Here is a 26,009-nt window from a genome sequence, read left to right as displayed (position 1 = left end):
ACGACGCAGGGAGTTGCCGAGGGTGTAGCCGAAGCCCGGCTCCAGCGGCTCGATCACGAACCGGGAGCGGAACTCGTCGACGACCTCTTCGGTCAGTGACGGACGCTGAGCAATCAGCACGAGTGTATTGCCTCCAGTGTTTGGCGCCCGCTATGTGACGCCGTAGACACCACGAAGGGTACGGGCGGTTCGGCCTCCTGTGCGTCCGAACCGCCCGACCCTGCCCGTCTGCCGACCGGTCGGCAGACTCAGCTCTTGCAGGGTGGAGTCTAACGATCAGATACTCATGCCCCTGAGAGGCAGCCACCATCACAGTCCATAGGTGCATACTGGGGGCGATGACAAAGCCTGCTGCACCGAAGCGTCATTTGCCTACCAGCCCCTTCAAGGCCCCGGTCCCACCGACTCCCAAGCACTTCGCCGTGGGCGACCAGGTCACCCACGACGTGTACGGCCTCGGCCGGGTAATCGGCATCGAGGATGGAATCGCGGCGCTCGTGGACTTCGGCTCGGCGCAAATGCGGATCCTGAGCCCGTACACCAAGATGACCAAGCTGTAGGGCCGCTGTGCCCGGTCACGGCACGCCAGGCCCCCTCGGGGACCTGTAACGAAAGAGAGCCTCTCATCGATCCGACGTCGCTGTTCTCCGCCCTGGAAGGGCAACCCCGCTGCTCCACCGCAGCATCGCCGCCTCCGACGACAAACCCCTTCCATGCCCCGGACTTCGGGGAGGACGAGACCTTCCCGCTCGACGATGCACAGGTACCAGCCTTGGGCATGCGTGCCGGGCAACCCAAGGCAGCCTGAAGGCTGCGCCACGACTGGGGGATCAAGCTGAGTCCAGGTCGGTGCCGACGGCGCCGGCCGAACGAAGCGCTCCCCGAGATCTCCCCTGAGGATGCGGGGGTGTCGCCGCCACCACCACAGGTCTGGGACGGGCAACCTGTGGAACAAACTGGCCGAGAGCTCGGCCGTCGTCATCGACGGTCGCGGTCTTGAAGCGGTCGTCGAGGGCTTTGATCTGTGGGGACCACAGCTGGACGATGTAGTCGTCCAGCAGGATCCATGCCTCGTGGAGCCAGTTCCGGCGCAGCCGGCGATGCCCACGACGGTGATCAAGAGGAACCGATCTTGCCGTGGCTGGTGTGATCACGACCTCGGAGCCGTCCCCATCCGGTGACAACGACGGTCGGGAGGGACATGCGTTCCAACGGGGTGACGCGCGTCAAAGCGCACGGTCCCAAGCTCTCCTCGACCGCGGCAAGTTGAAGTATCGGCTCCCAGAGGCATCGCACTAGCGTGCCGTAGCCTTCGTGGCATGTCCGCCGAGTATGCAGAGCGTGCGTCCCGGCTGCCGGGGGCGGTTGTGTGGACGCGGGGAGCCGCCAGGTGTCCGGGAGCCGGTGAGGGGACGGCTGTACTGCCCGATGGCTGCATGGATCTGCTGTGGACCGAGGGCAGGCTCCTGGTTGCCGGGCCCGACACCCGCGCGTACCGCCCCGGCCCCGGTGGGCAGGGTCCGTGGGCGGGCGTCCGCTTCTTCCCCGGCACCGCCCCCGCCCTGCTCGGTGTGCCCGCTCACGAGCTGCGCGACCGACGCGTGGACCTTGTGGACCTCTGGCCCGGTGCCTACTCGCGCCGACTTACGGAACGGGTCGACGAGGCACCGGACCCGGCCACTGCCCTCGAAGATCTGGCGCTGCGTCTTGCGGCCGACGCGGAACCCTTCGACCCGCTCCTGCGGGCGGTCGTGGCATCGCTGACGGCCGGCCGCTCCGTCACGACGACCGCCGAATCGGTGAGCCTGGGCGCGCGTCAGCTGCACCGCCGCTCCCTGACCGCGTTCGGCTACGGTCCCAAGGCCCTGGCCCGGGTCCTGCGTCTGCAACGCGCCCTGGCCCTGGCCCGCGCCGGCGTCCCTTTTGCGAAGACGGCGTCCCTGGCAGGCTTCGCGGACCAGGCTCATCTGTCGCGCGAGGTGCGGGAGCTGGCGGGAGCACCGCTGAGCGAGCTGATGGGACGGTAGCTCAGGCGCTGTCGTCCGCCTGCGGCGCGAACAGGTCGATGCCGTTGCCGTCCGGATCGTTCACCACGGCGTACCGCTGGCCCCAGACGGCGTCCCACGGCTTCAACTCGCCGTGATACCCGGCGCCGACCAGGTCGTCGTACACGGCGTCGACGCGTGCGGGGCTCGCGCACCTGAACGCCAGCCCCACCCGGCCGCCGCCGACCGGCGGACGCCACGACGGGTGGAACGAGCGGACGGTGTCCTCGGTGTCGAGAGCAAGGCGTAGCCCGCCCGGCAGTACGGCCTCGACGTGCGGCTGGTCCTCGGAGCCTTCGGGGAACGCGATTCCAAGGCGCCGGTAGAAGGCGAGCGACGCGGCCAGATCGGAGACGACGATGCCGACGACATCGAATCGGGGTGACAGTTCGGTGTTCATGGCCGGCAGCGTAGGCGCAGGGCGGGCGTCGGGTCTTGAAGGAAACGGACACCCCGCCGGGCACACGGGGGCTACCGGTGACATGCGGCCTGTGGGGTGACGGGATGCAGGCGCGGGGTCAGGAGCTGTGCGAGCGCCCGGCGGACGGCTTGATGGACGGCGGTGCCTCCTGCACACCACCATGCGACTTGTGCGCGTGCTCGGCCCCGGACCGCTCGAGGCTCGGGTCTATGGCCCGGTCCTGCCCGCCGACGAAAACGTGGACCGGCTTGCCCCGCGAGGCCGCTTCGGTGAAGTTGTCGATGAACGCCGACCGGTCCGGTCGTAGAGCTCCCGGCCGTGGAGCGGGACTGACGCCCTTGACGACCACCGGCCTCCACGGGAGAGGACCGGCCCGGGTGACGTTCACCGTCGGCTTCGGGGCCTCGGTGACGACCGTGGCCCTACATCCCGGCCGAATCCTGAGACGTCTGATCACCAGCCAGCCCAACCGCACCTTCCTGCACAACTGGCCCCAGGCGCCGTGCGTGCCCGCCGAGCGTCGTCCGACGCCTTCGACCGGTGCGGCGTTCTCTTTGACACCGCGATGCCCGTCACTCTCGACGACGCGATCGCGCCAAGCGGATCAAAGAGGAGACCTCGCGGTGCCGGCCGGCTTCGCCCGCGCCGGGGACTACCACCGACGCAGCGGCGATCCGCTGCGAGCAGGGCGGGTGAGGTGCTCCCGCCCCCGCGTCCGCCGGGGTTCGGCTCCCGCTCGGCTAACGGTCAGGCCAGAGCCGTACCATCCACCGCTCGACCCCCTGTGGGAACGTGCCGGTGTCGATGGCGTCCAATTCGACGGCGCGGGCCTCGGTGCGGCCCTGGCACCAGACCCCGAGCCGGTACGGGCCCGGCGGGACGGTCAGTTGATGCGGGGCGGGCAGCGCGTTCACGCCGGAGGCGAGGGTGAGCCGGCCGGCCTCCACCGTGAGTCGCTCCTCGGTGTGCACCTCCCACTCGCCCTCGGGCTCCGGCGGCGAGAAGGACCAGTGCTCCAGCTCCACATGCGGCTCGTTGTCCTCCAACTCGCTGCGGAACACGGCGAGTACGACGCCGGCGCCCACGGCGACCAGGCGCCGGTCCGGCGCCGGCGGACGCGTGACGGAGGTGACGGGCGCGGCGGCGTCGACCAGGTTGAACAGGTGGTCCTCGGTGAGGACCAGCCCGTCGGCCCCGGCGATCCGGGACGGCTGCGGGGGCGTCGGGGAGGCAGGCATCGCAGGGCCTTTCTGTGAGGGGCAAAAGTACGGCAGCGGCGCCCGGAAGCCTCCGGGCGCCACCATTCCAGCATCGCCCGGGCACGTGACCGGTCGGCTTTTCCCGGTCCGTGCCCGGCGCGGTGCCGGGGTCAGGGCTGGACGGACACGTAGAAGGGGTCGTGGATGTCGTTGCTGCCCAGGATGCGCTGGTCGGCGTAGAAGTCGCCCAGCTCCCGGCCCGCCTGCTGGTTGTCGTCGCTGTCGATCGGCTTGACGACGTAGTTGCGGAAGCCGCCGATGTCGACCGCCCCCTCCTGCGTAGAGGCGAAGGGGTACTCGTCGCAGTCGGTGTTCGGCGCGGGGTACTTCCCGGGGAAGTACGTGCGGCACGCGGCCCGCGCCGTGTTGCGGTGGGCAGTGATGTTGTCGCGGTCGCGGTGCAGCGGCCGGCCGCTGGCCGGGGAGCCCGGGATGCTCTTGAACGGCATCCCCAGCAGGGCGGACGGCGGCTGTGTGGACAGCGGAGTGTTCTGGGCTTCCCAGATGTTCTGGGCGGACTCGGGTGTGGTGCCTCGGTGGATCACCAGGGTCTGTGGAGCGACCCAGGGGAAGACGCACCCGATGCTGCCACCCGCCTGGATGATGTAGCTCGCGGAGTCACAGCGCAGACCGCTGTCGGGGCCGTCCCGGGTGACCGGGCCGTTCTCGCCGCCGGCGACGGTGATGTGCCAGTTCAGATGGGCGTTGCTGACCTGGTCGGCGCCGGCGCCGGCGGGCTGCTCGAAGGAGTAGTAGAGGAATTCGTCACCGAGCACCCACTGCTCGACCGGTTCCGTGGTCGGCGAGCCCGAGACGGTGTTACAGGGGCCGGATCCGGCGGACGCGGTGCAGGTGGTGTCGACGGTGAGGGTGATCTCGCTCATGTCACCGTCCTGGACCCAGTTGCCCAGGAACTGCACGATGTAGGCGTCACGTGCGCCGTTGCCGGTGTACTGGATGTCGACGAGGTCCGCGTCGGCGGTGCCGACCTGGTCGCAGCCGAACAGCCAGTCGCACACCACGTGCCAGGCGTGCAGATGGTAGGCCTGGCAGGAGGCGAAGCGGTCCTTGCCGTAGCCGTTGCCACTGCGTGAGGAGCTCTGCGCCAGGCACTCGTTCGGGGTGAGGGAGGACACAGGAGTGGTCCGCGCCCCGTCCTTGTGCGCTCCGGACAGGGACGGGGGCTTGATGGGTTTGTCGCCGCCGCGAACGGACTTCGCGGTCTCCGGCGTCACCTTGAGGTACACCTTGCTGGTCTTCTTGTGGTGCTCCGAAGGGCTGGGCGATGGTCCGGCGCCCTGGGCGGTGCCGGTGGCGAGGAAGAGAAGCGCCGCCAGCGCCGCGACCAGCGCCGCGCCCCACCTCCCGGTGCGTCGCGGCCGTTCGCGATTCGTGCCGTGGTTTGCGGTTCTTAACACGCGATTCCCTCTGGTTCGGCCGAGTTGCTATCGATCCCACAGGTATCACCGGCCAGGACGCGCACGCCGCGAACATGACATATTCATCGCCGCACCCGCACATCGGATCCCGTTCGTCGCCAGGCATCCGCATACGGACGATCACGGTCCAGTGCCCTGAACTCCGAGATGATGCGAAGGCGAACCGGCTCGGCAACAGCGCTCAGGAGCCCGCCAAGGTCCACCGCCTGTTCCGATTGCCGGGGGAAAACAGTACGACGCCGCGCGGCATCGGCCACCATCGCCCACGGAACCTGACCCGACAGTCACCGTGGTCTGCCCACCGACCACCCCGGACCACTGGACCTGCCCCACACGGCCCACACGGCCGGCATCCCACGACCCGCACCGCCCCGGAAGGACGAGCCCCATTGCTCACGTCGTACGCAGCCCACTTCGACACGCCCGCCGGGTATCTCGACTTCGCGCGGTTCGGCCCGCCGTCCCGGGACGCCGTCGCCGCCACCGCACGCGCCATGGAGGAGTCCGCCCGCGCCGGACACACCACCGTGGACGATCTGATGCGCGCGGAGAGGGCCGCGCGGGCCACGGCCGCCCGGCTCGCCGGCACCGACGCTCCACACACCGTGCTGCTCCCGAACGCCTCCACCGGCCTGTTCCACGCCGCGCTCGGCATCCAGGACGGCGTGGTCCTCGCGCCGCGCACCGACTTCCCCGCGAACCACTACCCGTGGCGCCGTGCTGCGGAGCTGGGCCGGGTCACGCCGCGGTGGCTCGACCCGGTACCGGGCGGCGGTGTCACCCCCGACCTCGTCCGCGCCGCGCTGACCGCCGACGTTGTCGCCGTGTCCGTCAGCGCCGTCGACTTCCGTACGGGGTTCCGTGTCGATCTGGCGGCGCTGCGGGAGGCGATCGGACCGGACCGACTGTTGATCGTGGACGCGATCCAGGCGTTCGGCGTGGCCACGATGGCCTGGGACGCGGCCGACGTGGTGGTCGCGGGCGGTCAGAAGTGGCTGCGCGCGGGATGGGCCACCGGCTTCGCGACACTGTCCGACCATGCGCTGGAATCCCTCCAGCCGGTCCTCACCGGCTGGACGGGCGTCGAAGACGCCGGCGTCTTCGACGGAACCGGGCATCTGCCCGCCCCGGATGCCCGTCAGTGGTCGATCACCAATCTGAGCCCGGTGACAGCCGCCTCGTTCGCCGCCGCGCTGGATCTCGTGGAACGGCACACGGTCGCGGCGATCGAGACCGCCATCGCCGCCCGGATCACCGAACTCAGCGAGATCGTCAGGGCGTGCGGCGGCCGCGTGCTCTCCCCCACCGATTCGGCACACCGCGCTGGCATCCTCTCCTTCACGATGCCGGACCACGATCCGTCGCTCGTCGCCAAGGCGTTGCACGCCGAGGGGGTCACGCCGACGGTGCGCACCGACTCGCTCCGGCTGTCCCCGCACGCCTCGACCCCGCCGGAGGCGTCCCAACGGGTCGCCGCCGCGCTCTCGTCGCTCGGGAGTTGATCCCGGCCGTCCAGCAACTCGACGATGGCCTCGTCGTGAAGGAGCGCATCGACGATGCCCTGCCGCCGGCGCCGCCCTGCGGTCGAAGATGACTGCGACCAGGACTTCTTCCGTAGAGTTCAGGCGGCGCCCCGGTACGGGGCGCGGTTGCCGATGTACTTGGTCCGGGTGCAACCCATGCGGCTGATGCCGACGAAACGCACGCGCACCCTCACGTCCGTGCCCTGCTGGAATCTCGATCAGTGACAGCTGAGCGTGCGACCCACCCGCCGGTCCGTCTGGGAAAGGCCAGCTCGCGAGGGCTGGCCGAACCTGCCGACACCGCCAGTCACATCAGATGGAGGGCGCGCCGCTGGACGTCGAGCTGCCGGTCTGCGTGCTGAGCGATCAACCACGCCGCGCGTGCGGCCTCCTCGCCGACCAGTTCCGCCGTCGGCCAGCCGTACTCGTCCATGATCTCGCCGCGTCGGTCGCCGTGCCGAGCGGTCAGCCGCCGCCACGCCAGCTCTCGGCCGGATCATCGCTGTTCGCGCGGAAAGAGCACTGGTGATCGGCCGCAGCCATGTCCGTGAGCACCACCTGCGCCGCTGGCCGGCGGTGCGCGAGAGCTAGCCATGGCAGCAGGGCCCCGGACGGCGGCGGGGACGAATCGGTGACCCCGTCGCGTGACAGCGCGGCGGAGTACATCCGCGCCTTCGACGCAGCGGTGGACCCCACCCGCGCTCAGGGCCTGCTCGCGGCCCTGGAACTGCAGGTTCGTCTCCACCGGGTCTCCGGTGATCACCTCCCGCGGCCGGACGTTCTCGGTGTCGCCGCCCTTCCGGCAGATCGTCGTGGCCAGGTTCGCCTGCGTCACCGCCGCAGAGAGCGCACCCGGTGTCCATGTCAGGTCCTTGAGGGGCTCGCCCTGCTCGTCCCGGCAGTGACAGCCGCCCGCGCGCGGCTGCTGCTGCACCGCCTCGCCGCCGACCCCGTAGTACCCCGGTACTACCCGCCCATCGCTGTTCAGCCCCCGGTACTACCGGATCCGGCAGATCGCGGACTTAGCGTGACGGAGGAGGCGTCAGGCGTTTCGGGCGCCGGAGTCCGAAAGAGAGAATGCTAATGATCGAGGCACAGCAGCTCACCAAGCGGTACGGGGAGAAGACAGCCGTCGACGGGCTGGACTTCACCGTGAAGCCGGGCACGGTGACCGGATTCCTGGGGCCCAACGGTGCGGGGAAGTCCACGACGATGCGCATGATCGTCGGGCTGGACGCGCCGACGAGCGGCTCCGTCACGGTGAACGGACAGCGCTATGCCCGACACCAGGCGCCGCTGCAGGAGGTGGGGGCGCTGCTGGAGGCGAAATCGATCCACCCGGGCCGTTCTGCCTACAACCACCTCCGGGCGCTCGCGCTGACCCATGGCATTCCGCGCCGTCGGGTCGACGAAGTCGTCGAACTGGCCGGTCTCGGCAGCGTCGCGAAGAAGCGGGCCGGTGCCTTCTCCCTCGGCATGGGCCAGCGGCTCGGCATCGCGGCGGCCCTGCTCGGCGATCCGCAGACCGTGATGCTGGACGAGCCTGTCAACGGACTGGACCCCGAGGGTGTCCTCTGGATTCGGAACCTGCTCACCTCCTTGGCAGCCGAGGGCCGCACGGTGTTCGTCTCCTCGCATCTGATGAGCGAGGTGTCACTCGTCGCGGATCACCTGATCGTCGTCGGACGTGGCCGGCTGCTGGCCGACACGACCGTGCAGGACCTGGTCCGTGAGGCGGGCGGCGACACCGTGAGGGTCGCGACGGACGACCCCGCACGGATGCGGGACGTGCTGGCTGGGCCGGGCGTGGAGATCACCGGCCGCATCGGCTCCGAGGAACTGCAGGTGACCGGCGTGTCCGCCCGCGAGATCGGGCTGAAGGCGGCCGAGCACGGAATCCCCCTGTTCGAGCTGACCACGAAGGCGGTGTCGCTGGAGGAGGCATTCATGGAACTGACCAGGGACGCCGTGGAGTACCACGGTTCCACGACCGGCACCAAGACCCCCGGGAGCGCGGCATGAGCACCCTCACGGCAACCCCCGAGACCCCTGAGACCGACCAGGCCGCGCCGCCCCGGCCCGCCTACCGGGTGACCGGACGGCGCGTACTGTCCTCGGAGTGGGCCAAACTCTGGTCCCTGCGCTCCACCTGGATCACCCTCGGCCTGGGCCTGCTGTTCCTCGTCGCCTTCGGCGTCATCGCCGCGAGCCACTACAAGTCCAATCTCGACTCCGGTCGGCACATGGACCGCGACTTCGCCACCGCGACGGCTGTGAGCTTGTCCCTCTTCGGCACGAACTTCGCGCAGTTGGCGCTCGGTGTGCTCGGCGTACTGGTCACGGCGGGCGAGTACTCCACCGGCATGATCCGTTCGACCCTGGCCGCGGTGCCGCGCCGACTGCCCGTGCTGTGGTCCAAGGCAGCGGTGTACGGGCTGGTCGCGCTAGTGATCGCCACCGTCGGCGCGTTCGTCGCCTTCCTCGTCGGCAGCCAGATCGTCTCCGGCACGCCCGCCGCCATGGGCCTCGGCCACGCCGGCGTCGTCCGCAGTCTCCTGGGCGCCGGGCTCTACCTGGGCCTCGTCGGCGTGATCGGCACCGCTCTGGGCGCGCTGCTGCGGTCCGTGGCCGGCGGTATCTCGGTCCTGGTCGCCGCCCTCATGCTCGTACCCGGACTGGTCTCCCTGCTGCCCAGCTCGTGGCAGGGCAACATCGACCCCTACCTGCCGAGCCACGCGGGAGAGTCGATCTTCGCCCTGACCCACGACTCGACCACCCTGTCGCCGGGCGGCGGACTCCTGGTCTTCCTCGGCTGGACGGCCCTGGCGCTGGCCGGGGCGGCGTACCGGCTGCTGCGCAGCGACGTCTGAGCAGCAGCCACCCGCATCATGGGTTGGTGACATCCGTGACCACCGAAGATCTCAGCGGGATGGGGCCGCTGGTCGCCCGGCTCGGCCGGGTCGGCCAGCGGCTCAAGCATGCCGACCGGGCCCGCCCATGGGTGCTGGACACCGCGGTGGTGATCCTGGTCTTCCTGCTGTTCGGCCTGCCGGACCTGCTGCACGCCGTCGGCGTGATCGGCGGGGACGGCGACGGCCCGCGCCGCTTCCGCGTGGCGTTCACCCGGTTGCCCGTGACGGGCATGCTGGCCCTCCAGGCCGGGCTGGTGCTTCCGCTGCTGTGGCGACGCCGGGCGCCCGCCGCCGCCTTCGGCGCCGTCACAGCCGTGTTCGTCCTTCAGTGGGCGCTCGGCGCCGCACTTCGTGCGGACGTCGCCCTCTTCGTCGCCCTGTACAGCCTGACCCTGCACGGGCGGCTGCGGCAGCTGCCGTGGGCTTGTGCGGTCACGATGGGTGCGCTGGGCCTTGTCGCGGCGCGGGTGTCGACGGCGGTGTCGGTCTGGGACGCGTTGTTCTTCCTGCTCAGCACGGCAACGGCGGCTCTTGCGCTCGGCCTGATGATTCGGATCCGGCGGGCTCAGCTGGCCGGGCTGCGGGACCGTGCGGCCCGGCTGGAGATCGAACGCGATCAGCGTGGCAGGCTCGCCGTCGCGGCCGAGCGGACGCGGGTTGCCCGGGAGATGCACGACATCGTCGGCCACAACCTGTCCGTCATCATCACGCTCGCCGACGCGGGAGCCTATGCCGCCGACGTCGCTCCGGAACGCGGCCAGGAGTCCCTGCACCTCATCGGAGACACCGGCCGCCAGGCCCTCGGCGAACTGCGCCGGGTGCTCGGCGTGCTGCGCGAGGCGGACGGTCCGCCGACCGAGCCGGAGCTGAGCCCGCAGCCTGGCCTCACGGACATCGACGCGCTGTGCGAGGGAGTGCGCGCCGCCGGTCTGGAGGTCGTCTACCGTACGGCCGGAGACATCGACGCTCTCGACAGCGGGGTGCAGCTGACGGTCTACCGCATCGTGCAGGAGGCCCTGACGAACACCCTGAAACACGCCGGCGCCGGTGCGCGTGCGAACCTGGCGATCGTCGCGGAGGGCACGCGGCTGACCATGACCGTCCAGGACTCCGGCCCGCCCACCCAGGGAGCCGGTCCCCGCACGGCGAATGAGGAAGGACACGGCCTGGTGGGCATGCGAGAACGAGCGGCGCTCTACGGCGGGCACGTCAGCGCGGGCCCCTCAGGCGCCGGCTGGACGGTACGGGTCGACCTCGACCTCACTCCCCGGGAGGGTGCCTCGTGACCACTGTGCTCGTTGTGGACGACCAGCCGCTCCAGCGGTACGGCTTCCGCATGCTCCTCGACTCCGTGCCCGAGACTGAGGTGATCGGCGAGGCCGCGCACGGGGCGGAGGCGGTGCGCAAGGCCGCGGAACTCCGCCCCGACGTCGTCCTCATGGACGTACGCATGCCGGGCATGGACGGTATCGAGGCCACCCGCAGGATCGTCGCCGCCGGCGACCGCTCCCGCGTACTCGTCCTGACCACTTTCGACATCGACGAGTACGTGTATGCAGCCCTCCGCGCCGGAGCCAGCGGCTTCCTCCTCAAGGATGCCCGCCCCGAGGAACTCCTGGCAGGCATCCGCGCGGTGGCCGTCGGAGATGCCGTGATCGCCCCCGCGCTCACCCGGCGTCTCCTCCACGAATTCGCCCGTCTCGTGCCGACCGGCGGTGACGGCTCCGCCGAGGACCCGAGACTGAGCTCCCTCACCGACCGTGAACGCGAGATCCTCGTCGCCATCGGCAAGGGCTGGAGCAACGGCGAGATCGCCAGCCGATTCGTCCTGTCGGAGTCCACGGTGAAGACCCATGTCGGCCGCGTTCTGTCCAAGATCGGCGCCCGCGACCGCATCCAGGCAGTGATCTTCGCCTACGACCACGGTCTGGCCAGGCCCCATGCGAGCTGAGCCGGGCGCGGCCGGGCGGCGCGGTTGTTCGATACGAAGGGCTCGCCCTGTCCCGGTCCACCACGTAGGGAAGGTTGAGGGGCCACTACCGCCAAAAGGCGCACCATCGGGATTCGCCAGACTCCCGTCCGATCAACGGTCTACGGTACGGACATGCCGCGCTGCCCGCCGCGGTCATTTGAGGAGGAGTCCTGTGTCGTCACCCTGTGACCCCGAGTACGCTCCCGTCGGTGATGTAGGCGCAGCGCTCATGATGATCGACTCTCGGCTGAAAGCCGTCTACGACAGCAAGTCCGGGACCGACCCCGAACAGCAGAAGATGGTCGCCCAGTTCGCCGCCTCCTTGGGTCCTGCGGGAGTCGATGCGCTGTTGGACGGCGCGTGCACGCTTATTTACATGTTCATGAAGTGGCTGCGGACGGCCTGCGAGGAACACGACAAGGACGTTATCGAGTACGTGGTGCCGGCCCTTGTGGCCACGATGCGCATGATGCCCAAGACCTTCCGTCCCGAGGTCGTCCCCACCATGGCCGGCCTGCTCATCGCCGCAGCCACCGGCCTGAGCCCCAATTTGTGGCGCGCACAGTACGGACGCTGGACCGAGGCCGAAATGAATCCCCTGGAAGCCACGGCCGTCCTGCTCGCGGAGCACATCAACCGGATTTCCGGCGACCATGACTTCGCCACCCGCTTGATCGCCGAGGCTCTGTCCAGCTCCGAGCAAGACTGACGTGAAGCATCGTCACGCGAGCATGGGCGCCGACTCCTTTGTCCCGAACACGCCCGCCGCACTCGAGTGACCCTTCGGGACGGAGCTTCTGACCGGTGCGCTCAATCCTCTGTGGCGGGAACCCGTGTCCGTCTGTTCGTCGGGACCACACGTCTTCGCGTGCGGTCAGCCCACGGCGAGCAACACCAGCATCAGCACCAGGCCGGCCGCCGCCGGGCCGAGGATCTCGTACGCCCAGCGCACCTCGGGCTGCCCCTGTCCCTCCTTGGTCATGGCCCCTGACTCCTGGAGCGCACGCAGGCTGTCCATGGTTCTGTCGGACCTCGGCCTCAGACGTTCTGCCCCCGCGTTCGGTCGGTCGGGCCGTCCCGCGTCGAAGAGGCCGCGGCGGTCCGGGACGGAGCCACCCGGAAGCAGCGAGGACTCGGCCATCCTGACCCGCTCGCGGTTGACTTGCCTGAGGCCACGCGAGGAGACCGGGATGGCCCACAACTGGTATTTGGTGCCGATCCGGTCGAAGACCTCATTGGAGTGACCAGACCGCAGACCGGAGACGGCGTCCCAGGGCAGTGTGATGGTGCGGAATGGGTTGCGGATGCGCAACCGGTGGTCGTTGGCGAAGACCGCGGGCCGCAAGGTGAAGGCGATGAGCGGCGGAACCACCAGCAGCATCCCCGCCAGCGCTTTCCAGGGCATGCCCCCCTCGGTGCTGACGAACGCGTCGATGCCGAGCCACAGGACGACGACAAGCAATACCGCTCCTGTGGCGATGCCGGCGGGCGACCGGAAGACGTGGTCGGTGGAGCCGGGCTGCGCGGCGCGAGGTGGTGACTGCGGGTCAGGTGTCGAATGCGTGCGATTGTGCCTGACAGGGCGCAGCCTGAACACAGTGCGGCAACCGTGCGCGGTGGCGAAAAGGTAGCCGCCACGACTGCACGGCACGGTAGTTGCCCCGGACGAAAACAGCCCTCGGCAACAGCTACGGACCACGGGTCAGGGGCGGTTCAGACCCCACGTCTGCAGGGCGTAGGGCCGCCCCTTCTCCTCACCTGTGATCAGCGGCACGTCGAGCAACCGGAAGCCCGCCTTGGTGGCCACGGCGACGCTGGCGGCGTTCTCGGCCTCCAGCTCCAGAATCACTTGTCCCGCGCCCAACTGCTCGAAGGCGTACGCAGCCATCACCCGTACCGCCCGCGCCGCCAGCCCCTGGCCGCGATGCGCCGGGCCGACCGCGTAGCCGAGCTCCGTGCCTTCGGGGGCACGTCGCAGCATCACCTCACCTAGCGGTGTGCCGCCGTCGACGGTGACAGCAAGCAGGATGGCCGTGCCCTCCGTCCGAAGCTGCCGGTCCCGGTCCAGCCGCACGCGAGCGGCCGCTTCGTCGAAGGGAGAGACGATCGGTGTCCAGTACGCGATGTCGGGGTGGTCAAACAGCCCCGGCATCACGGCCAGGTCCGCCTCCGTCCAGTCACGGAGGACGAGACCCTCCCCCGAGAGCTCGATCCGCTCGGGAAAGGACGACGTGGAGCTGTTCATGGTGAGTGACCTCCCTGGCCTGTACGGAACGAGGCAGGATAACCGGGCGCAGGCGAAGGCACGCCAGTGCTCTCGGGGTCCCTCGCAGCCCAACCGTGGTGGTGTCCGCCGGCACCGCCAGGCGCCCGCGGGCCACCCGCGGACATCGTCCGCGCCGACGACCGGCCCCTCGCCAAAGTGACCACCGGGCTGGAACTCGGCCGGAGCTCGCGGAGGTCGCGCTCGAAGACCGTCCTTCTCGTCACGGGACCGCACGCTGACCCGCACCGTCGACGAGGCGATCGGCTGGGTGTTCAGCCTGCCTGTCCTACTCCAGGCTCGCCCAGCTCAGTGTGAGTAGTTGCGTACAGGAAGTCCCGGTAAGATTGATCATGGTCGGCCGGCGCACCGGGAGTGGCTGCCGCTGGGATTCGCGGAAAGCTTGCCGGAAGGGCGACGGCGCCATCTACGGGCCGGTCGCGCCCGTGGGGATTCTGACTGGGTAGTAGGCCGAGGCGTACGGACGGTTCGTGGAGAAGCCGACCTGCCGTTTTGTCCGTGCCGCGCCTCCCGGCCGGGGCGTATGCGCGTTTCATCGGCTGGTCCGGCGGCTAAGGAGCGGGTGTGTAACCGCGGGTGCGGACGAGGTCGTGGGTGAGCTGGGTGAAGGCGCGGGTGGCGGCGCTGCGGTAGGCGCCCTCGCGGTGCAGGAAGGTGACGGTGCGGGTGGGCAGGGGCGGGTGGAGGGGGACGGGGGTGAGGTGGGGGTGGTCGTGGGTGATGGCGTCGGGCAGGACGGTGGCCAGGGCGCTGCGTTGGACGATCTCGGTGAGGGCCTGGATGGAGTTGACCTCGACCGTGATGCGTGGGGCGGCCTGGTGGCGGGTGAGGTAGGCGTTGATGTGGCTACGGGTGGCGAAGTCGCCACTGAGCAGCGCGAGTTGTTCGTCCTTGAGGGCGTGGACCGGTAGGGGTTCGGGGCCGGCACGGCCGGCACCGACAGCACGCTTCGCGGGTGGGCCTGTGATCGACACGGGCTCCCGGGGGCGGAGCCCCTCACACAGCCGTGCCGCCGCGGGCCCGAACGCTCCGGCCGGGCACCCGCTCCCCGCCCGCCCGAGGGCTACCGCGTCGCCGTGAACTTGTAACGGTCGCCGTGCGCCAGATAGTGGAACTTGACGGGCGTAGAGGATGCGGCGGCGGCGTTTTTGAAATCGTCGAGCCCGGAGTGGAACACCGAGAAGTCGTTGTAGTGGATCGGGATCGCGGTGTGCGGCCTGACGATCTCCGCGCAGCGAACGGCCTGGGCCCCGGTCATGGTCACCGTGGTGAGGAACAGCGTGGTCCCACCGGCGTGGAACATGCCCAGGTCGATGCCGGGGTAGTGGCGGGGGATGTCGTACAGCCGGTTGTGCAGCATGGTGTCGCCACTGATGTAGACCCGGAACAGCCGCTGGTCGCCGTTGCAGAAGTCCAGCAGGTTGCCGTTGACAGGCATGAGCATGTCCGCCATCTCGAAATCGCTGGTGTGCTCGGCTGGCATGGCCGTCACCACGAGCCGAGCGTCACCCCTTTGGACCGTCTGGCTCTCCCAGGTGTCGAGCGCGTGGCCGTTGGTGAAGCCCAGCGGGTGCAGCTCCTCGATCGCGTGCTTGGTGCTGACGACCGGGATCTCCTTGTTCAGGTCCCGAGCCGCGACATGGTCGAAGTGGTCGGCGTGATAGTGCGACAGGACGATCAGGTCCAGCGGGGGCAGATCGGCGACCTGACAGTCCGGCTCCATCTCGCGCCGGGCGTAGATGCCGTGGCCGAGGTGGAGATGGTCACCCTTGTGCAGGAACGCGGGGTCGGTCAGGATCGTGAACCCCGCGAAACGGATCAACGTCGTGGCGTTGCCGATGAAGTACACCTCACCAGAGTCGAAGTCGGGTTGCTCCCCCTGCGGGAGCGTGAGTGTCGCATTCATCGGAGACCTCCTGTATCAGAGGAACGGATGCGGCCAGGTGAAGACGGCCCGGGCTGTTCACTGTTCCCGGCGTAGGCTGCGCCCTGACACAGGGGTGCCGAAATGTACCATTTCGGATGGCGGACCTTGCGCTGCAGCGCCGCATCCACCCGGCGGGCTGCCTTCGCGACTGCGGCATGCAGCCGCCGCTCCGCGACCGCCCTTGCACCTGCGTCTTCCCGTAGGAAGTGAGACGTCTTTCCCTGGACCGCAGACGTGCGCAATGCGCGCACCGGGGCGTTGTCAGTGGTGGCAGGCAGGATGGCGGACATGACGACACCCGTTGCACAGATCGTGGATGCCGCCGCCTACGCGCAGGCGGTCGAGGAGGCCGTGAAGGCCGCGGCGGCGTACTACGCGGGCGGTACCTCGCCCCTGGACGACGATGCCTACGATCGGCTCGTACGGGGAATCGCCGGGTGGGAGGCCGATCATCCCGACCAGGTGTTGCCCGAGTCGCCGACCGGGAAGGTCGCCGGCGGAGCAGCCGAGGGCGACGTGCCGCACACGGTGGCGATGCTGAGTCTGGACAACGTGTTCTCGCCGGAGCAGTTCACCGCCTGGACGGCCTCGCTGGCACGCCGGATCGGCCATGAGGCCGAACGCTTCAGCGTCGAGCCGAAGCTCGACGGGCTGGCCGTCGCCGCCCGCTACACCCAGGGCCGGCTGGCCCGGCTGATCACCCGTGGCGACGGGACGGCCGGGGAGGACGTCTCACACGCGATAGGCACCATCGAAGGCCTCCCGGACGAGCTGGCCGAGCCGGTCACGGTGGAAGTACGCGGCGAAGTACTGATGACCACCGCCCAGTTCGAGCACGCCAACGAGGTGCGCATCGCACACGGCGGGCAGCCGTTTGCAAATCCGCGCAACGCCGCAGCGGGCACGCTGCGTGCCAAGGACCGTGCGTACACGGTGCCGATGACGTTCTTCGGTTACGGCCTGCTGCCACTGCCCGACACCGACGACGTCCTGGCCGAGAGCCTGGGCGCCCTCGCACACAGCGAGCTGATGACCCTGGCTGCCAAGCTCGGTGTGAACACGACCGCCACCACCCGGGTGTCCGGCGTCACAGCCGTCTCCACCGACGAGGTACTCACCCGTATCAAGGAGATCGCCGCGCTGCGTGCCGAGTTGCCGTTCGGTATCGACGGCATCGTCGTCAAGGCCGATCTCGCCGCCGATCAGCAGGCCGCGGGATTCGGATCGCGAGCCCCGCGCTGGGCGATCGCCTACAAACTGCCCGCCGTCGAGAAGATCACCCGGCTGCTGGCGGTGGAGTGGAACGTGGGCCGCACCGGCATCATCGCCCCACGCGGCGTCCTGGAACCGGTCGAGATCGACGGCTCCACCATCACCTATGCCACGCTGCACAACCCGGCCGACATCACCCGCCGCGACCTGCGCCTGGGCGACCACGTGATGGTCCACCGCGCCGGCGACGTCATCCCCCGCATCGAAGCCCCCGTCGCCCACCTGCGCACGGGGGAAGAGAAGCCGATCGAGTTCCCTGAAGTGTGCCCGCGCTGCGGATCGTTGATCGACACCAGCCAGGAGCGCTGGCGTTGCGAACAGGGCCGCAACTGCCACCTGGTGGCCTCCCTCTCCTACGCGACAGGCCGAGACCAGCTCGACGTCGAGGGCCTGGGCACCACCCGCGTCATCCAGCTCGTCGAGGCGGGCCTAGTCACCGATCTCGCCGACCTGTTCACCCTCACCCGCGACCAGCTTCTCTCCCTGGAGCGGATGGGCGCCACCAGCACCGACAACCTCCTCGCCGCGCTGGCCGCCGCCAAGACACAGGCACTGTCGCGGGTGCTGTGCGCACTCGGCGTCCGCGGCACCGGCCGCTCCATGTCCCGACGCATCGCCCGGCACTTCGCCACCATGGACAACATCCGGGCTGCGGATGCCGAAACACTCCAGCAGGTAGAAGGCATCGGCCCCGAGAAGGCGCCGTCCATCGTCGCCGAGCTCGCCGAGCTCGCCCCGCTGATCGACAAACTCGTCGCAGCCGGGGTGAACATGAGCGAACCCGGCGCCACTCCCCCGCCGGAGACCGCCACAGGCACGGGCACCATCAGTGCCACGACCACCGCCCCAGCCGCCGGCCCGCTCGCCGGGATGACGGTTGTGGTCACCGGCGCAATGACCGGGCCGCTGGAACGGCTCAGCCGCAACCAGATGAACGAGCTGATCGAACGGGCCGGCGGCCGCTCCTCCTCCAGCGTGTCCAAGAAGACCACCCTGGTTGTCGCCGGCGACAACGCCGGGTCCAAACGCGCCAAAGCCGAAGACCTCGGCATCCGCCTCGCCACCCCCGACGAGTTCGCCGCACTCGTGGCCGACCACCTCGGCTGACTTGCTGATGAGCGGCGGAGGGAGGAGGTCCCTCACTGGCGTTGCGGGCCGGCTCCTGCCTCACCTGGGTCTACGGAGAGCCCCTGACATCCGTTCCCGCACGACCGCCTGCGCCGACCCGAGTCCCCTCGCCTGCACATGACCGTGGACCGGTCGGGCATGGCGAGAAAATGCCTCAGGAATCCCGAAGTTACGTCAGCCGAGGGCAAGACACGCTGACGAGGCAGAACTCCGCGGCCAGCAGGCCGGCCGACCAACGAGGCCTGGATCGCTTCCGATCTAAGCCGGACTCACACCAACGAACCCCCTGGAACTGGAGCTCCCATGCGTGTCTTCGTCGCTGGCGCCACCGGCGCCGTCGGCAGTCTGCTCGTCCCGATGCTTGTTGCGGCTGGGCACGAGGTCACCGGGACATCACGGACCCTGGCCGGGATCGAGCGGATCCGAAGCCTCGGAGCAACGGGGGTCCAGGCGGACGCGCTCGACGCGGAGACACTGCGCCAGGCGGTCAGCGCGGCAGCACCGGACATGGTGATCCACCAGCTCACCGACCTCTCCGGCGCGGACGGGGCCGCCAACGGGCGAATGCGCCGCGAGGGCACCCGGAACCTGGTGGAGGCCGCGAAGGCGGCTGGGGTCGGCCGGATCGTCGCGCAGTCGATCTCCTGGGCGTACGCGCCGGGCGAAGGCCCAGCCGAGGAGGTGGTACCGCTCGACGGCACGACCGCTCAACCCCGAGCCCGGATGGTGTCCGCCGTCAGGGTCTTGGAGGAGACGGCGGCCGAGTTGGAGACGGCGGTCGTACTGCGCTACGGCCTGCTGTACGGTCCCGGCACCTGGTACGCACCGGGCGGCGCTTTCGCCGCGGCCCTGACGGGCGACCGGGCGGCGCGGTTCCTGGGCAGCACCGTGGCGAACGACGCGGTGAGCTCCTTCGTCCACGTCGCCGACGCAGCACGCGCGGCGCTGGCCGCGCTGGACTGGCCGGGCGGACCGGTCAACATCGTGGACGACGAGCCCGCCCCGGCCCACGAGTGGCTTCCGGCCCTGGCCAAAGCCCTCAAGGTGCCAGCACCCGGCCCGGTGACGGGTCGGCAGGAGTGGGAGCGCGGAGCTCTCAACGCGCTTGCTCGTAGCAGGGGCTGGCAGCCCGAATGGCCGACCTGGCGGACCGGTTTCGACGCTCAACACGACAACCTGTGAGAGCTCCGGAGCCAGGAACTGAACCACCGCCGCGGAAATGGCCAAGAGAACCGACACGCCTCATCCTGTTAGCCCTAAGGTCTGTCCAGAGGATCTTTGAACCGCCTCGTGATCAACGGCATCCTCTTCCGGAAGCCGCTCGCTTGCGTTCCTCGTCACGCCGGGGTCTGTGAGGCGACGTGGTCAGAGCCACGCCCCTGGGCGGCGTTCAGCGGCCCGCGAGGCGCTGCACCTCGCCGAGCGGGACGGTCTGGAAACCCCCCTGCGCCGCACGCCGAAACGAGTCGCTTCCGGGGATCTCCGCCAGAGGACCGTGGTACGCCCGGGTGGGCCGACCATCTTCCAGCCAGCATCCGGCAGTGCTCAGGACGACCTGCCCCCCGACAACCGGGGCCACCCGCAGGTACAGGCCTGCCGGATCGCCGGGGGACGAGGGCGCAACGATGCCGAAGAGACTGCCATCGGGGGCCCAGAGCGACCCGCTTGGCGTACCAGGCAGCGGGCCGCCGGAACCGCGATCGCTCGACACCCACACCGTGCTTCCCGAGCGGGTCCCGGGACCGCTCAGGGTCCTGACATCGGTGAGGCGCATCTCGGCGTATGCCGACCCATTTCCGGTTGCCGAGCGACCTGTCAAGGCCCCCTTCGCAAGGACAACCGAAAAGCCCTCCTCCCGCGCAACCGCGAGTTGCTGCTGCAGCGGCATGACCGCGCATCCGCCCGCCCCTCCCCCTGTGGCGCCGGTGCCGGGCGCGGCGGAGCCCACAGGCCAGAGCATGATCGCGGCCGCGGCGACAACGGCTGCGCCTCCGGCAGCGAGGACGCGGCGTCGGGCACGCTTGCGGCGTTTGGTCCACAGCGAATCGAGCACGGCTTCCGGATCGGGGGTGTGCGCGGCAAGGGCAGCGGTCAGGTCGTCCACATCCACGGGTCAGCTCCTTTCGGTGAGGGAATGAGCGGAGAGGCGCAGTGAGGCACGCGCCTGGGAGAGATGCGAGCGCACCGTGGCGCTACCGCAACCGAGCACCTGGGCGATTTCCTGGTCGCTCTCGTCGAACAGATAGCGCAGGACGACGGCCACCCTCTGGCGCGGTGTCAGACCCGCCAGCAGACGGTCCACCTCGTCGCGCCGTATCACGGCGTCACTCGCATCGGGATCGACCCGGTCCAGCACAGCGGCGTCACCACTGGGATCGGTACGTCGGCGGTTCGCCCTGCGCCGGTCCGACAGATGCTTGTTGACCACGATCCGGCGCACATAGGCGACGGGGTTCTCCGTCGCGGAGATCCTGCGCCAGCGGGACACGACCACGAGCAGCGCGTCGGAGAGGACGTCCTCGGCCATGTGCGGATCTCCGGTCAGCGCACCCGCGAAGCGGCTGAGCCCCGCAAGCTCAGCACTGAGGAACTCCTCGAGCGTCACGATGTCGATCCCTCCTCGTCGGCGCCGCTCGGTGACGGCGTCTCGGTAGGTAGACGTCACGGCCCCCGTCGTTTGTGCAGGATCGGCGTGGACGAATCTTGACAGCCGGTTCCATGGGTGCCGGTGCCGACCGATCAGCGGTACCGGCTTGCGCCAGTACGTCGGCGTGCACACCCCCATCGCGGGTACGAAGGCCGATGTCGTACATCCTCTTCAGGCTGCTCTCTACTTCGCGACGAGGGGGATCCCCCCATGTCCTTCTTGATCAGCGCCGCAACAGAGTGGTCGGCCTCCGGGAAGGCTTGCCTGCTCCCCCTGTGGTTCGCATGGTCTGGGAGGTGGTGTCACCGCTCCCGGAGGCGCTGGTTGACCGCTGATGAGGGGCATGCCCGCCGACTCTCTCGAGAAGGCAGGGAGGTTGTTGACACGCCACCGCGCTGATCCCGTCCGGCGAGAAGGTCTTCGGCAAACGGCTGCCCAACCGCGAACCCAGGCTCCGCGGAATGTCCGTCAGACCGAACGCGAAGCATGGCGCCGTACTCGTCGTTGCCGACCAGCCCGCCTCGATCGGCACTCGCCGGTGTCGGTGACCTGTGAGGCACGGCTGCGAGGTCTGACGATGTGGCGGATCGCCGGCCTCTACCCCGGCGAGGCCAAGACCGACGCCCGCGACTCGTTCATGATCGCGGTGCTCGGGCAGATCCCGCCATTGCGCCCCGGTCCGCTCCCGGTGCGGGATCCCGTCGATCACGTGCCGGTGATCCCGCCAGCGGCCACAACGCCCGTCGCTGACCGGTAGGAACGGCAGTAGCCGAATCCCACTCCGCATCCGTCAAATCACCCCCCACGCTCACATCAACGATCCGGAGCAGCAGGCAGCCCCACGATCGGCCGGACAAGTCCTAGTGCTGCGGGTGCCATTCGAAGAGCAGGATGGTCGCGTCGTCCCGCAGTTGGTTGCCCTGGCGGTCGAGGATGGCGTCGATGAGGAGCCGCAGCACCTCGGCCGGACGCTGGACGGCCGCGGAGGAACTGATGATGAAGTCAGTGAACGGGTCCAGGCCGAACTCCACTCCGTTCGCGTCGCGTGCCTCCACGACACCGTCGGTGTAGACCAGCACCTGATCGCCGGGTTTCAGTGTCGCCTCATGGACCTGCCGGGCGGCCGGAGCGAGTGGGCCGGCCAGGCCGATCGGAGGCTGCGGGGACTGTCCAGCCCCCCGTCGACCACCTGCTCGGCACGGATCAGCAGCGGCGGCGGGTGACCGCAATTGACCCAGTGCAGCACCCCGGTCTCCGCATCGAGCCGACAGAGCACGCCGGTGCAGAAATGGTCGGGCAGCCATCGGGCGAGCGCCTGGTCGACGGAGTCGACGATTCCCGCGAGGTCGCCACCGCCGCGGCGAGAGGTCCGCGCCGCCGCCATGGCCACCGACGTGGTCAGGCCAGAGGCCAGATCGTGACCCATGGAGTCGAGGATCATGGTGTGCAGCACGTTCTTGACCACCGAGTGGTCGAAGGCGTCGCCGGCGATGTCGTACGCCGGTTCCAGGACCGCGGTCGAGACACACCTGCGGCTGCCGACGGTGTGGGGTGGCAGGAAGGCCCGCAGCATCTCGGCGGGCAACCGCATGGTCATGGTGCGGGTGCGGGCGGCGAGCCAGTCGCTGTAGGCGCGCTTGGAGGTGATCAGCATGGCGAACAGGTGGCCCAGCATGCGGCTACGGCGCAACCGCACCCCGTCCAACGAGGCTGTCCGCACCGCCAGGACACCCAATCGCTCCGCGCCGTCCACCAGAGGCATCCAGACGATCACGCCGCCGTCGGCATCGACCACCCGCGGGGAGACGGTGCGGTAGGCCCAACCGGCCAACGAGCCCTCCACCGGCAGTGGCTCCAAAGCCTCGTCGAGCGGGATGAGCAGCCGTTGTTGCAGGTCGACGAGGTAGATCAACGCGGCGTCCAGGCCGAGAGCTGAAGCGCACCGATTCGCCAGGGCGGACAGTTCGAACGGCAGGGCCGTCTGCGCCTCGATGATCAGTTCTTCCAGCTGACTCTCGTCGACGACGGCATCGGGACCGGCGGACGCGTGTTGTGGGTCCGACACGGGGATCACCCCTTCCGCGCCCAGTCTCACACCGATCCCCATCTCTCTCACGTCAGGCACGATCACCCTGAGTGCGGCCGCGGCGAGGACCGCTCGTTGCACCAGGTGCCAGTCCGCTCGCACTGAGCGTGCTATACGTGCGGTCGGCCGGTTGGACTCGATGAGTGTCAGGAGCCGCCGGGGCGCCAATCACTGTCCGACGGCGCGAGCTCAGTGATCACCAACCTTCGCCGGCGACGATCAATCGTCACCGGCACGGGACAGCGAATACGCGAGGGCAGTCGCGGCGATCACCAGTCTGGAATCAGGATTTGTTCGATGACTTGCTGTCTGACCTGGGCGGCAGTCGCGGCTGGCCTCAGCCCAGTGCCTTCTTGACGAGCGCGATGATGCGCTGTTCGTCGGCCGGCGTCAGCTGCTTCAGGGCGTAGGCGGTCGGCCACATGGCGCCGTCGTCGAGTGCCGCCTGGTCGCTGAAGCCGAGCGTGGCATACCTCGACTTGAACTTCTCCGCGCTCTGGAAGTGGCAGAGGACCTTGCCGTTTCTGGCGTACGCGGGCATCCCGTACCAGAGCTTGGGTGTCAGGTCCGGGGCCGCGGTCTTGATGATGTCGTGGATCCGCTCGGCGAGGACCCGGTCCGCTTCCGCCATATCGGCGATCTTCGCGAGCACGTCCCGCTCCGCTGCCGCCTCCTTCTCCGCCCGCGAACCGCGTTGCGCCGCCGCCTTCTTCTGCTCCTGCGCGTGCTCCTTCATCGCGGCCCGCTCCTCGGCGGTGAAGCCGTTGTACTGCTCGGCGGACGTACCGGAGCTCTCGGTGGACGACTTCGTGGGCTGCATGGCAGGTTCCTCTCGTAAAGGGACGAGGCAGGTCGGGTGGGAGAGTGCGGGGCCGCGCGTCAGGACGATGCGGGGGTGAGCGACGGGTTGGCCTCCCAGGCGAATCCGTCCGGGTCGGTGAAGGGGCCGGCGGTGCTGCCGAGGACGATGCCGTGCGAACCGGCGCCGTCGGCGGGGACGCCGAGGTCCTTGGCCAGGCCGCCGCGCTTGTACAGCGCCAGCTTGACGGGGCTGGACTCGCCGGAGGTGAACTCGGCGTACTTGCCGCCGAAGCTCTTGGCCACTGTCAGGCCCCGGTCCACGTAGAACTGCTTGCTGGCCTTCACATCCTCGACGCCGAGCAGGAGGACCATCTCGTCGATCTCGCGGGTGGCCGGGCCGGTGTCCTTCTTCGCCGAGGTCGCCACCTTCCAGATCGTCCCGTCCGGGGCCTGGACGACGCCGCCGTAGCCCCAGAGCGACTTCGCGGCGGGCTTCAGCACCGTGGCGCCGGCGTCCACGGCGGTGCCGACGAAGCTGTCGACGGTGGCAGGCCGGGACACCGTGAGGGCGAGGGTGAAGCCACGGAATCCGGTGGAGTGTGCCTCGGACGTCCGCAGGCGTATGTACGTGTCCACTCCGAAGGCGGTGTAGAAGCGGTGGGCGGTCTCGGTGTCGGGCACCTCGAGGGTGACGGACGCGATGGACGTGTGGGATGCGGTGGTTGCCATGGCCACCACGCTAGGGGCTGCTGGGCGGCCGGGGCTTCTCGATTCCTGACCGGTCTTCCTGCCTGCTTCGCCACCGTCGCGGGCATCCCCTCCACCGTGACCGGAGAGCCCGCATCGTGAGCCGTGCCCGCAGCCCCCGGGTGCTCAGGCGGTGAGGCCCTCGATCGCCACGGGAAGGTGGCGCGGGCCGCGCAGAACGGCGTTGGCACGGTACGGCGGCGGGTCCTGGAGCAGTCCGGAGAACTTGACCCGGCGGAACAGTTCAGGCACAGCCAGATGTAGTTCCATACGGGCGAGCGGGGCGCCGAAGCAGTAGTGGATGCCGGTGTAGAAACCCAGGTGCTCGTTGTCCTTGCGGTCGGGATCGAACCGGTCAGGGTCCGTGAAGCGTCTTGGATCGCGGTTGGCCGCGGCGAGCATGAGCCAGACCGGCGAGCCCTTGGGGATCGTGGTGCCGGCGACGTCGATGTCGGCCAGGGCGGTGGTCCACGGGACGAACTGGACCGGAGGCTCGTACCGCAGCACTTCCTCGACGAGCGGGGCGGCCAGGTCCGGCTCCCTCTGGAACCGCTGGAGGACGTCGGGGTGGCGCAGCAGGGTGAGGGTCGTATTGGTGATCGCGTTCACGGTGGTCTCGTGGCCGGCGACCAGGAGCAGCACCGCGGTGGCCTCCAGGTCTGCCGGAGTCATGTCGGGGACGAGCGCGCTGAGAATCCCGGGGCCGGGGTGGCGACGTTTGGTCTCGATCAGGTCGGACAGGTAGGCGCCCAGTTCCCGGCGTGCCCGCTGCCCCTTTTCCTGGCCGTCTTCGCCGGATTGGGGATCGAGTGACGACGCCAGGGCATCGGCCCAGCCGTGGAAGCGTGATTCGTCCTCGCGCGGCACCCCGAGGACCTTGCAGATGGCGGTGACGGGCAGGGGGTAGGCGAAGTCCTCGACGATGTCGACCTGGTCCTTGCCTTCGAAGGCGTCGAGCAGCTCGGTGACGACCTTGGCCAGTTCCCCGCGCAGGCCGTCTAGGAACCTGGGGCTGTGCGGGGGACCGAACGGCCGATTGATGGTGTCGCGCAACTGGTCGTGTAGCGGCGGGTCGGTGAAGATGAAGCTCGGTGGCAGGCCTGTGTCCTCCGCTTCCGCCGTGCGGGCGTAGCCGGATGAACGGTTCCTCGTGTCGTTGCTCAGCCGCGGGTCGTTGGCCAGGCTCCGCACCTCGTAGTAGGTGCTGACCAGGAAGGTGCCGTCGTCCTCCCGCCTGACCGGTGTCCTGCGCAGTTCCTCGTAGAGCGGGTATGGATCCGCCCGATTGGCGTAGTCGGTGATCTGCGCGGAGATGGTGTCGGGCGTCATGGTGTCTCCTGAGGGCTCCGGGCGGCACAAGGCCGGCGAGCAGGCATGTGACGGAGCGAACTCGACATGCCGCTCGCTCGGTGCGTGACCCGTGAGCGTGACGGTTGGGCCCGTGGGCGGGCACGTGAGGGTCGGGGAAGGCCGGGTCGGCCGGCTGCAGCGTCTCGGGTCGGCCGTCGACCGAGTGGTACTCCGGCGGGAAAGGCGCTCCGGCCGC

21 protein-coding genes and 5 pseudogenes are annotated in these 26,009 nt (G+C 69.4%); 10 read left to right on the top strand and 16 right to left on the bottom strand.

Annotated elements, in window-relative coordinates:
• A pseudogene (locus ACFY2Z_RS38470) lies at window positions 1–120 on the bottom strand (DNA-directed RNA polymerase subunit alpha); the annotation flags it as partial.
• A 218-nt stretch (window positions 121–338) separates the two neighbouring features.
• Between ACFY2Z_RS38470 and ACFY2Z_RS38465 the strand changes: the two are divergent.
• On the top strand, window positions 339–560 hold the full coding sequence (locus tag ACFY2Z_RS38465) for a hypothetical protein (RefSeq protein WP_390748642.1): 222 nt from the start codon (window positions 339–341) through the stop codon (window positions 558–560).
• A gap of 759 nt (window positions 561–1,319) precedes the next feature.
• The gene (locus ACFY2Z_RS38460) at window positions 1,320–2,027 is read left to right on the top strand and encodes a DUF6597 domain-containing transcriptional factor (protein WP_390748641.1); all 708 of its coding nucleotides are present in this window, start codon (window positions 1,320–1,322) and stop codon (window positions 2,025–2,027) included.
• A 1-nt stretch (window position 2,028) separates the two neighbouring features.
• Here ACFY2Z_RS38460 and ACFY2Z_RS38455 read toward each other — a convergent pair whose 3' ends face one another.
• The 3 genes from ACFY2Z_RS38455 to ACFY2Z_RS38445 form a co-directional block, all read right to left on the bottom strand.
• Window positions 2,029–2,433, bottom strand: coding sequence for a VOC family protein (locus ACFY2Z_RS38455; protein ID WP_390748646.1), 405 nt, complete (start codon window positions 2,431–2,433; stop codon window positions 2,029–2,031).
• Between the two features lie 773 nt (window positions 2,434–3,206).
• Complete coding sequence (locus ACFY2Z_RS38450) at window positions 3,207–3,704, bottom strand: hypothetical protein (RefSeq protein WP_390748640.1); 498 nt, start codon at window positions 3,702–3,704, stop codon at window positions 3,207–3,209.
• A gap of 131 nt (window positions 3,705–3,835) precedes the next feature.
• Complete coding sequence (locus ACFY2Z_RS38445; RefSeq protein ID WP_390748639.1) at window positions 3,836–5,143, bottom strand: NucA/NucB deoxyribonuclease domain-containing protein; 1,308 nt, start codon at window positions 5,141–5,143, stop codon at window positions 3,836–3,838.
• Window positions 5,144–5,553: 410 nt separating this feature from the next.
• Between ACFY2Z_RS38445 and ACFY2Z_RS38440 the strand changes: the two genes are divergently transcribed.
• Window positions 5,554–6,666, top strand: coding sequence for an aminotransferase class V-fold PLP-dependent enzyme (locus tag ACFY2Z_RS38440; RefSeq protein WP_390748638.1), 1,113 nt, complete (start codon window positions 5,554–5,556; stop codon window positions 6,664–6,666).
• A 331-nt stretch (window positions 6,667–6,997) separates the two neighbouring features.
• Here the strand turns inward: ACFY2Z_RS38440 and ACFY2Z_RS38435 are convergent.
• Window positions 6,998–7,230: pseudogene (locus tag ACFY2Z_RS38435) on the bottom strand (hypothetical protein); the annotation flags it as partial.
• Window positions 7,231–7,770: 540 nt separating this feature from the next.
• Between ACFY2Z_RS38435 and ACFY2Z_RS38430 the strand changes: the two are divergent.
• From ACFY2Z_RS38430 to ACFY2Z_RS38410, 5 genes are all read left to right on the top strand, one after another.
• Window positions 7,771–8,709 carry an ATP-binding cassette domain-containing protein gene (locus ACFY2Z_RS38430; protein ID WP_390748637.1) on the top strand — a complete coding sequence of 313 codons (939 nt, stop codon included), beginning with the start codon at window positions 7,771–7,773 and terminating at the stop codon, window positions 8,707–8,709.
• The gene (locus ACFY2Z_RS38425) at window positions 8,706–9,557 is read left to right on the top strand and encodes an ABC transporter permease (RefSeq protein WP_390748636.1); all 852 of its coding nucleotides are present in this window, start codon (window positions 8,706–8,708) and stop codon (window positions 9,555–9,557) included. Before ACFY2Z_RS38430 ends, ACFY2Z_RS38425 begins: the two co-directional genes overlap by 4 nt.
• A gap of 59 nt (window positions 9,558–9,616) precedes the next feature.
• Window positions 9,617–10,885 (top strand): histidine kinase, encoded by a 1,269-nt coding sequence (locus ACFY2Z_RS38420; RefSeq protein ID WP_390748645.1) that lies wholly within the window; start codon window positions 9,617–9,619, stop codon window positions 10,883–10,885.
• A complete protein-coding gene (locus ACFY2Z_RS38415; protein WP_390748635.1) occupies window positions 10,882–11,550 on the top strand; it encodes a response regulator in 669 nt (222 codons plus the stop codon). The genes ACFY2Z_RS38420 and ACFY2Z_RS38415 overlap by 4 nt, the downstream gene beginning before the upstream one ends.
• 193 nt (window positions 11,551–11,743) lie before the next feature.
• Window positions 11,744–12,280 (top strand): hypothetical protein, encoded by a 537-nt coding sequence (locus ACFY2Z_RS38410; RefSeq protein ID WP_390748634.1) that lies wholly within the window; start codon window positions 11,744–11,746, stop codon window positions 12,278–12,280.
• A 165-nt stretch (window positions 12,281–12,445) separates the two neighbouring features.
• On the opposite strand, the gene ACFY2Z_RS38405 is transcribed toward ACFY2Z_RS38410, so the two are convergent.
• The 4 genes and pseudogenes from ACFY2Z_RS38405 to ACFY2Z_RS38390 form a co-directional block, all read right to left on the bottom strand.
• Window positions 12,446–13,033: a PH domain-containing protein gene (locus tag ACFY2Z_RS38405; RefSeq protein WP_390748633.1), complete on the bottom strand. Its 588-nt coding sequence runs from the start codon at window positions 13,031–13,033 to the stop codon at window positions 12,446–12,448.
• 240 nt (window positions 13,034–13,273) lie between these two features.
• On the bottom strand, window positions 13,274–13,816 hold the full coding sequence (locus ACFY2Z_RS38400) for a GNAT family N-acetyltransferase (protein WP_390748632.1): 543 nt from the start codon (window positions 13,814–13,816) through the stop codon (window positions 13,274–13,276).
• 590 nt (window positions 13,817–14,406) lie between these two features.
• Window positions 14,407–14,784: pseudogene (locus ACFY2Z_RS38395) on the bottom strand (LysR substrate-binding domain-containing protein); the annotation flags it as partial.
• A gap of 134 nt (window positions 14,785–14,918) precedes the next feature.
• On the bottom strand, window positions 14,919–15,761 hold the full coding sequence (locus ACFY2Z_RS38390; RefSeq protein WP_390748631.1) for an MBL fold metallo-hydrolase: 843 nt from the start codon (window positions 15,759–15,761) through the stop codon (window positions 14,919–14,921).
• A 309-nt stretch (window positions 15,762–16,070) separates the two neighbouring features.
• Between ACFY2Z_RS38390 and ligA the strand changes: the two genes are divergently transcribed.
• Window positions 16,071–18,161 (top strand): NAD-dependent DNA ligase LigA, encoded by a 2,091-nt coding sequence (gene ligA, locus ACFY2Z_RS38385; protein WP_390748630.1) that lies wholly within the window; start codon window positions 16,071–16,073, stop codon window positions 18,159–18,161.
• Window positions 18,162–18,485: 324 nt separating this feature from the next.
• Complete coding sequence (locus ACFY2Z_RS38380) at window positions 18,486–19,364, top strand: NAD-dependent epimerase/dehydratase family protein (RefSeq protein ID WP_390748629.1); 879 nt, start codon at window positions 18,486–18,488, stop codon at window positions 19,362–19,364.
• A gap of 208 nt (window positions 19,365–19,572) precedes the next feature.
• Here ACFY2Z_RS38380 and ACFY2Z_RS38375 read toward each other — a convergent pair whose 3' ends face one another.
• From ACFY2Z_RS38375 to ACFY2Z_RS38345, 7 genes and pseudogenes are all read right to left on the bottom strand, one after another.
• Window positions 19,573–20,292 (bottom strand): hypothetical protein, encoded by a 720-nt coding sequence (locus ACFY2Z_RS38375; protein ID WP_390748628.1) that lies wholly within the window; start codon window positions 20,290–20,292, stop codon window positions 19,573–19,575.
• A 3-nt stretch (window positions 20,293–20,295) separates the two neighbouring features.
• The gene (locus tag ACFY2Z_RS38370) at window positions 20,296–20,787 is read right to left on the bottom strand and encodes a SigE family RNA polymerase sigma factor (RefSeq protein WP_390748627.1); all 492 of its coding nucleotides are present in this window, start codon (window positions 20,785–20,787) and stop codon (window positions 20,296–20,298) included.
• 691 nt (window positions 20,788–21,478) lie between these two features.
• Window positions 21,479–21,635: pseudogene (locus ACFY2Z_RS38365) on the bottom strand (transposase); the annotation flags it as partial.
• Window positions 21,636–21,689: 54 nt separating this feature from the next.
• A pseudogene (locus ACFY2Z_RS38360) lies at window positions 21,690–22,936 on the bottom strand (PP2C family protein-serine/threonine phosphatase).
• Between the two features lie 316 nt (window positions 22,937–23,252).
• Window positions 23,253–23,735 (bottom strand): iron chaperone, encoded by a 483-nt coding sequence (locus tag ACFY2Z_RS38355; protein WP_390748626.1) that lies wholly within the window; start codon window positions 23,733–23,735, stop codon window positions 23,253–23,255.
• A 59-nt stretch (window positions 23,736–23,794) separates the two neighbouring features.
• Window positions 23,795–24,445, bottom strand: coding sequence for a glyoxalase (locus ACFY2Z_RS38350; protein WP_390748625.1), 651 nt, complete (start codon window positions 24,443–24,445; stop codon window positions 23,795–23,797).
• Window positions 24,446–24,589: 144 nt separating this feature from the next.
• On the bottom strand, window positions 24,590–25,792 hold the full coding sequence (locus ACFY2Z_RS38345) for a cytochrome P450 (RefSeq protein WP_390748624.1): 1,203 nt from the start codon (window positions 25,790–25,792) through the stop codon (window positions 24,590–24,592).
• Between the last annotated feature and the right edge of the window lie 217 nt (window positions 25,793–26,009).

Origin of the sequence: Streptomyces sp. NPDC001222, from assembly GCF_042896945.1 — a bacterium.
Taxonomy (GTDB): domain Bacteria; phylum Actinomycetota; class Actinomycetes; order Streptomycetales; family Streptomycetaceae; genus Streptomyces; species Streptomyces gibsoniae.
The sequence above is the reverse complement of the archived record's forward strand: the minus strand, read 5'-3'. Positions and strand labels throughout refer to the sequence as shown.

What these genes read in the sequence shown, in the direction of transcription:
- ACFY2Z_RS38465 (WP_390748642.1), top strand. Translation starts at nt 339, where the DNA reads ATGACAAAGCCTGCTGCACCGAAGCGTCATTTGCCTACCAGCCCCTTC.
- ACFY2Z_RS38460 (WP_390748641.1), top strand. Translation starts at nt 1,320, where the DNA reads ATGTCCGCCGAGTATGCAGAGCGTGCGTCCCGGCTGCCGGGGGCGGTT.
- ACFY2Z_RS38450 (WP_390748640.1), bottom strand. Translation starts at nt 3,704, where the DNA reads ATGCCTGCCTCCCCGACGCCCCCGCAGCCGTCCCGGATCGCCGGGGCC.
- ACFY2Z_RS38430 (WP_390748637.1), top strand. Translation starts at nt 7,771, where the DNA reads ATGATCGAGGCACAGCAGCTCACCAAGCGGTACGGGGAGAAGACAGCC.
- ACFY2Z_RS38425 (WP_390748636.1), top strand. Translation starts at nt 8,706, where the DNA reads ATGAGCACCCTCACGGCAACCCCCGAGACCCCTGAGACCGACCAGGCC.
- ACFY2Z_RS38420 (WP_390748645.1), top strand. Translation starts at nt 9,617, where the DNA reads ATGGGGCCGCTGGTCGCCCGGCTCGGCCGGGTCGGCCAGCGGCTCAAG.
- ACFY2Z_RS38400 (WP_390748632.1), bottom strand. Translation starts at nt 13,816, where the DNA reads ATGAACAGCTCCACGTCGTCCTTTCCCGAGCGGATCGAGCTCTCGGGG.
- ACFY2Z_RS38390 (WP_390748631.1), bottom strand. Translation starts at nt 15,761, where the DNA reads ATGAATGCGACACTCACGCTCCCGCAGGGGGAGCAACCCGACTTCGAC.
- ligA (WP_390748630.1), top strand. Translation starts at nt 16,071, where the DNA reads ATGACGACACCCGTTGCACAGATCGTGGATGCCGCCGCCTACGCGCAG.
- ACFY2Z_RS38380 (WP_390748629.1), top strand. Translation starts at nt 18,486, where the DNA reads ATGCGTGTCTTCGTCGCTGGCGCCACCGGCGCCGTCGGCAGTCTGCTC.
- ACFY2Z_RS38355 (WP_390748626.1), bottom strand. Translation starts at nt 23,735, where the DNA reads ATGCAGCCCACGAAGTCGTCCACCGAGAGCTCCGGTACGTCCGCCGAG.
- ACFY2Z_RS38350 (WP_390748625.1), bottom strand. Translation starts at nt 24,445, where the DNA reads ATGGCAACCACCGCATCCCACACGTCCATCGCGTCCGTCACCCTCGAG.
- ACFY2Z_RS38345 (WP_390748624.1), bottom strand. Translation starts at nt 25,792, where the DNA reads ATGACGCCCGACACCATCTCCGCGCAGATCACCGACTACGCCAATCGG.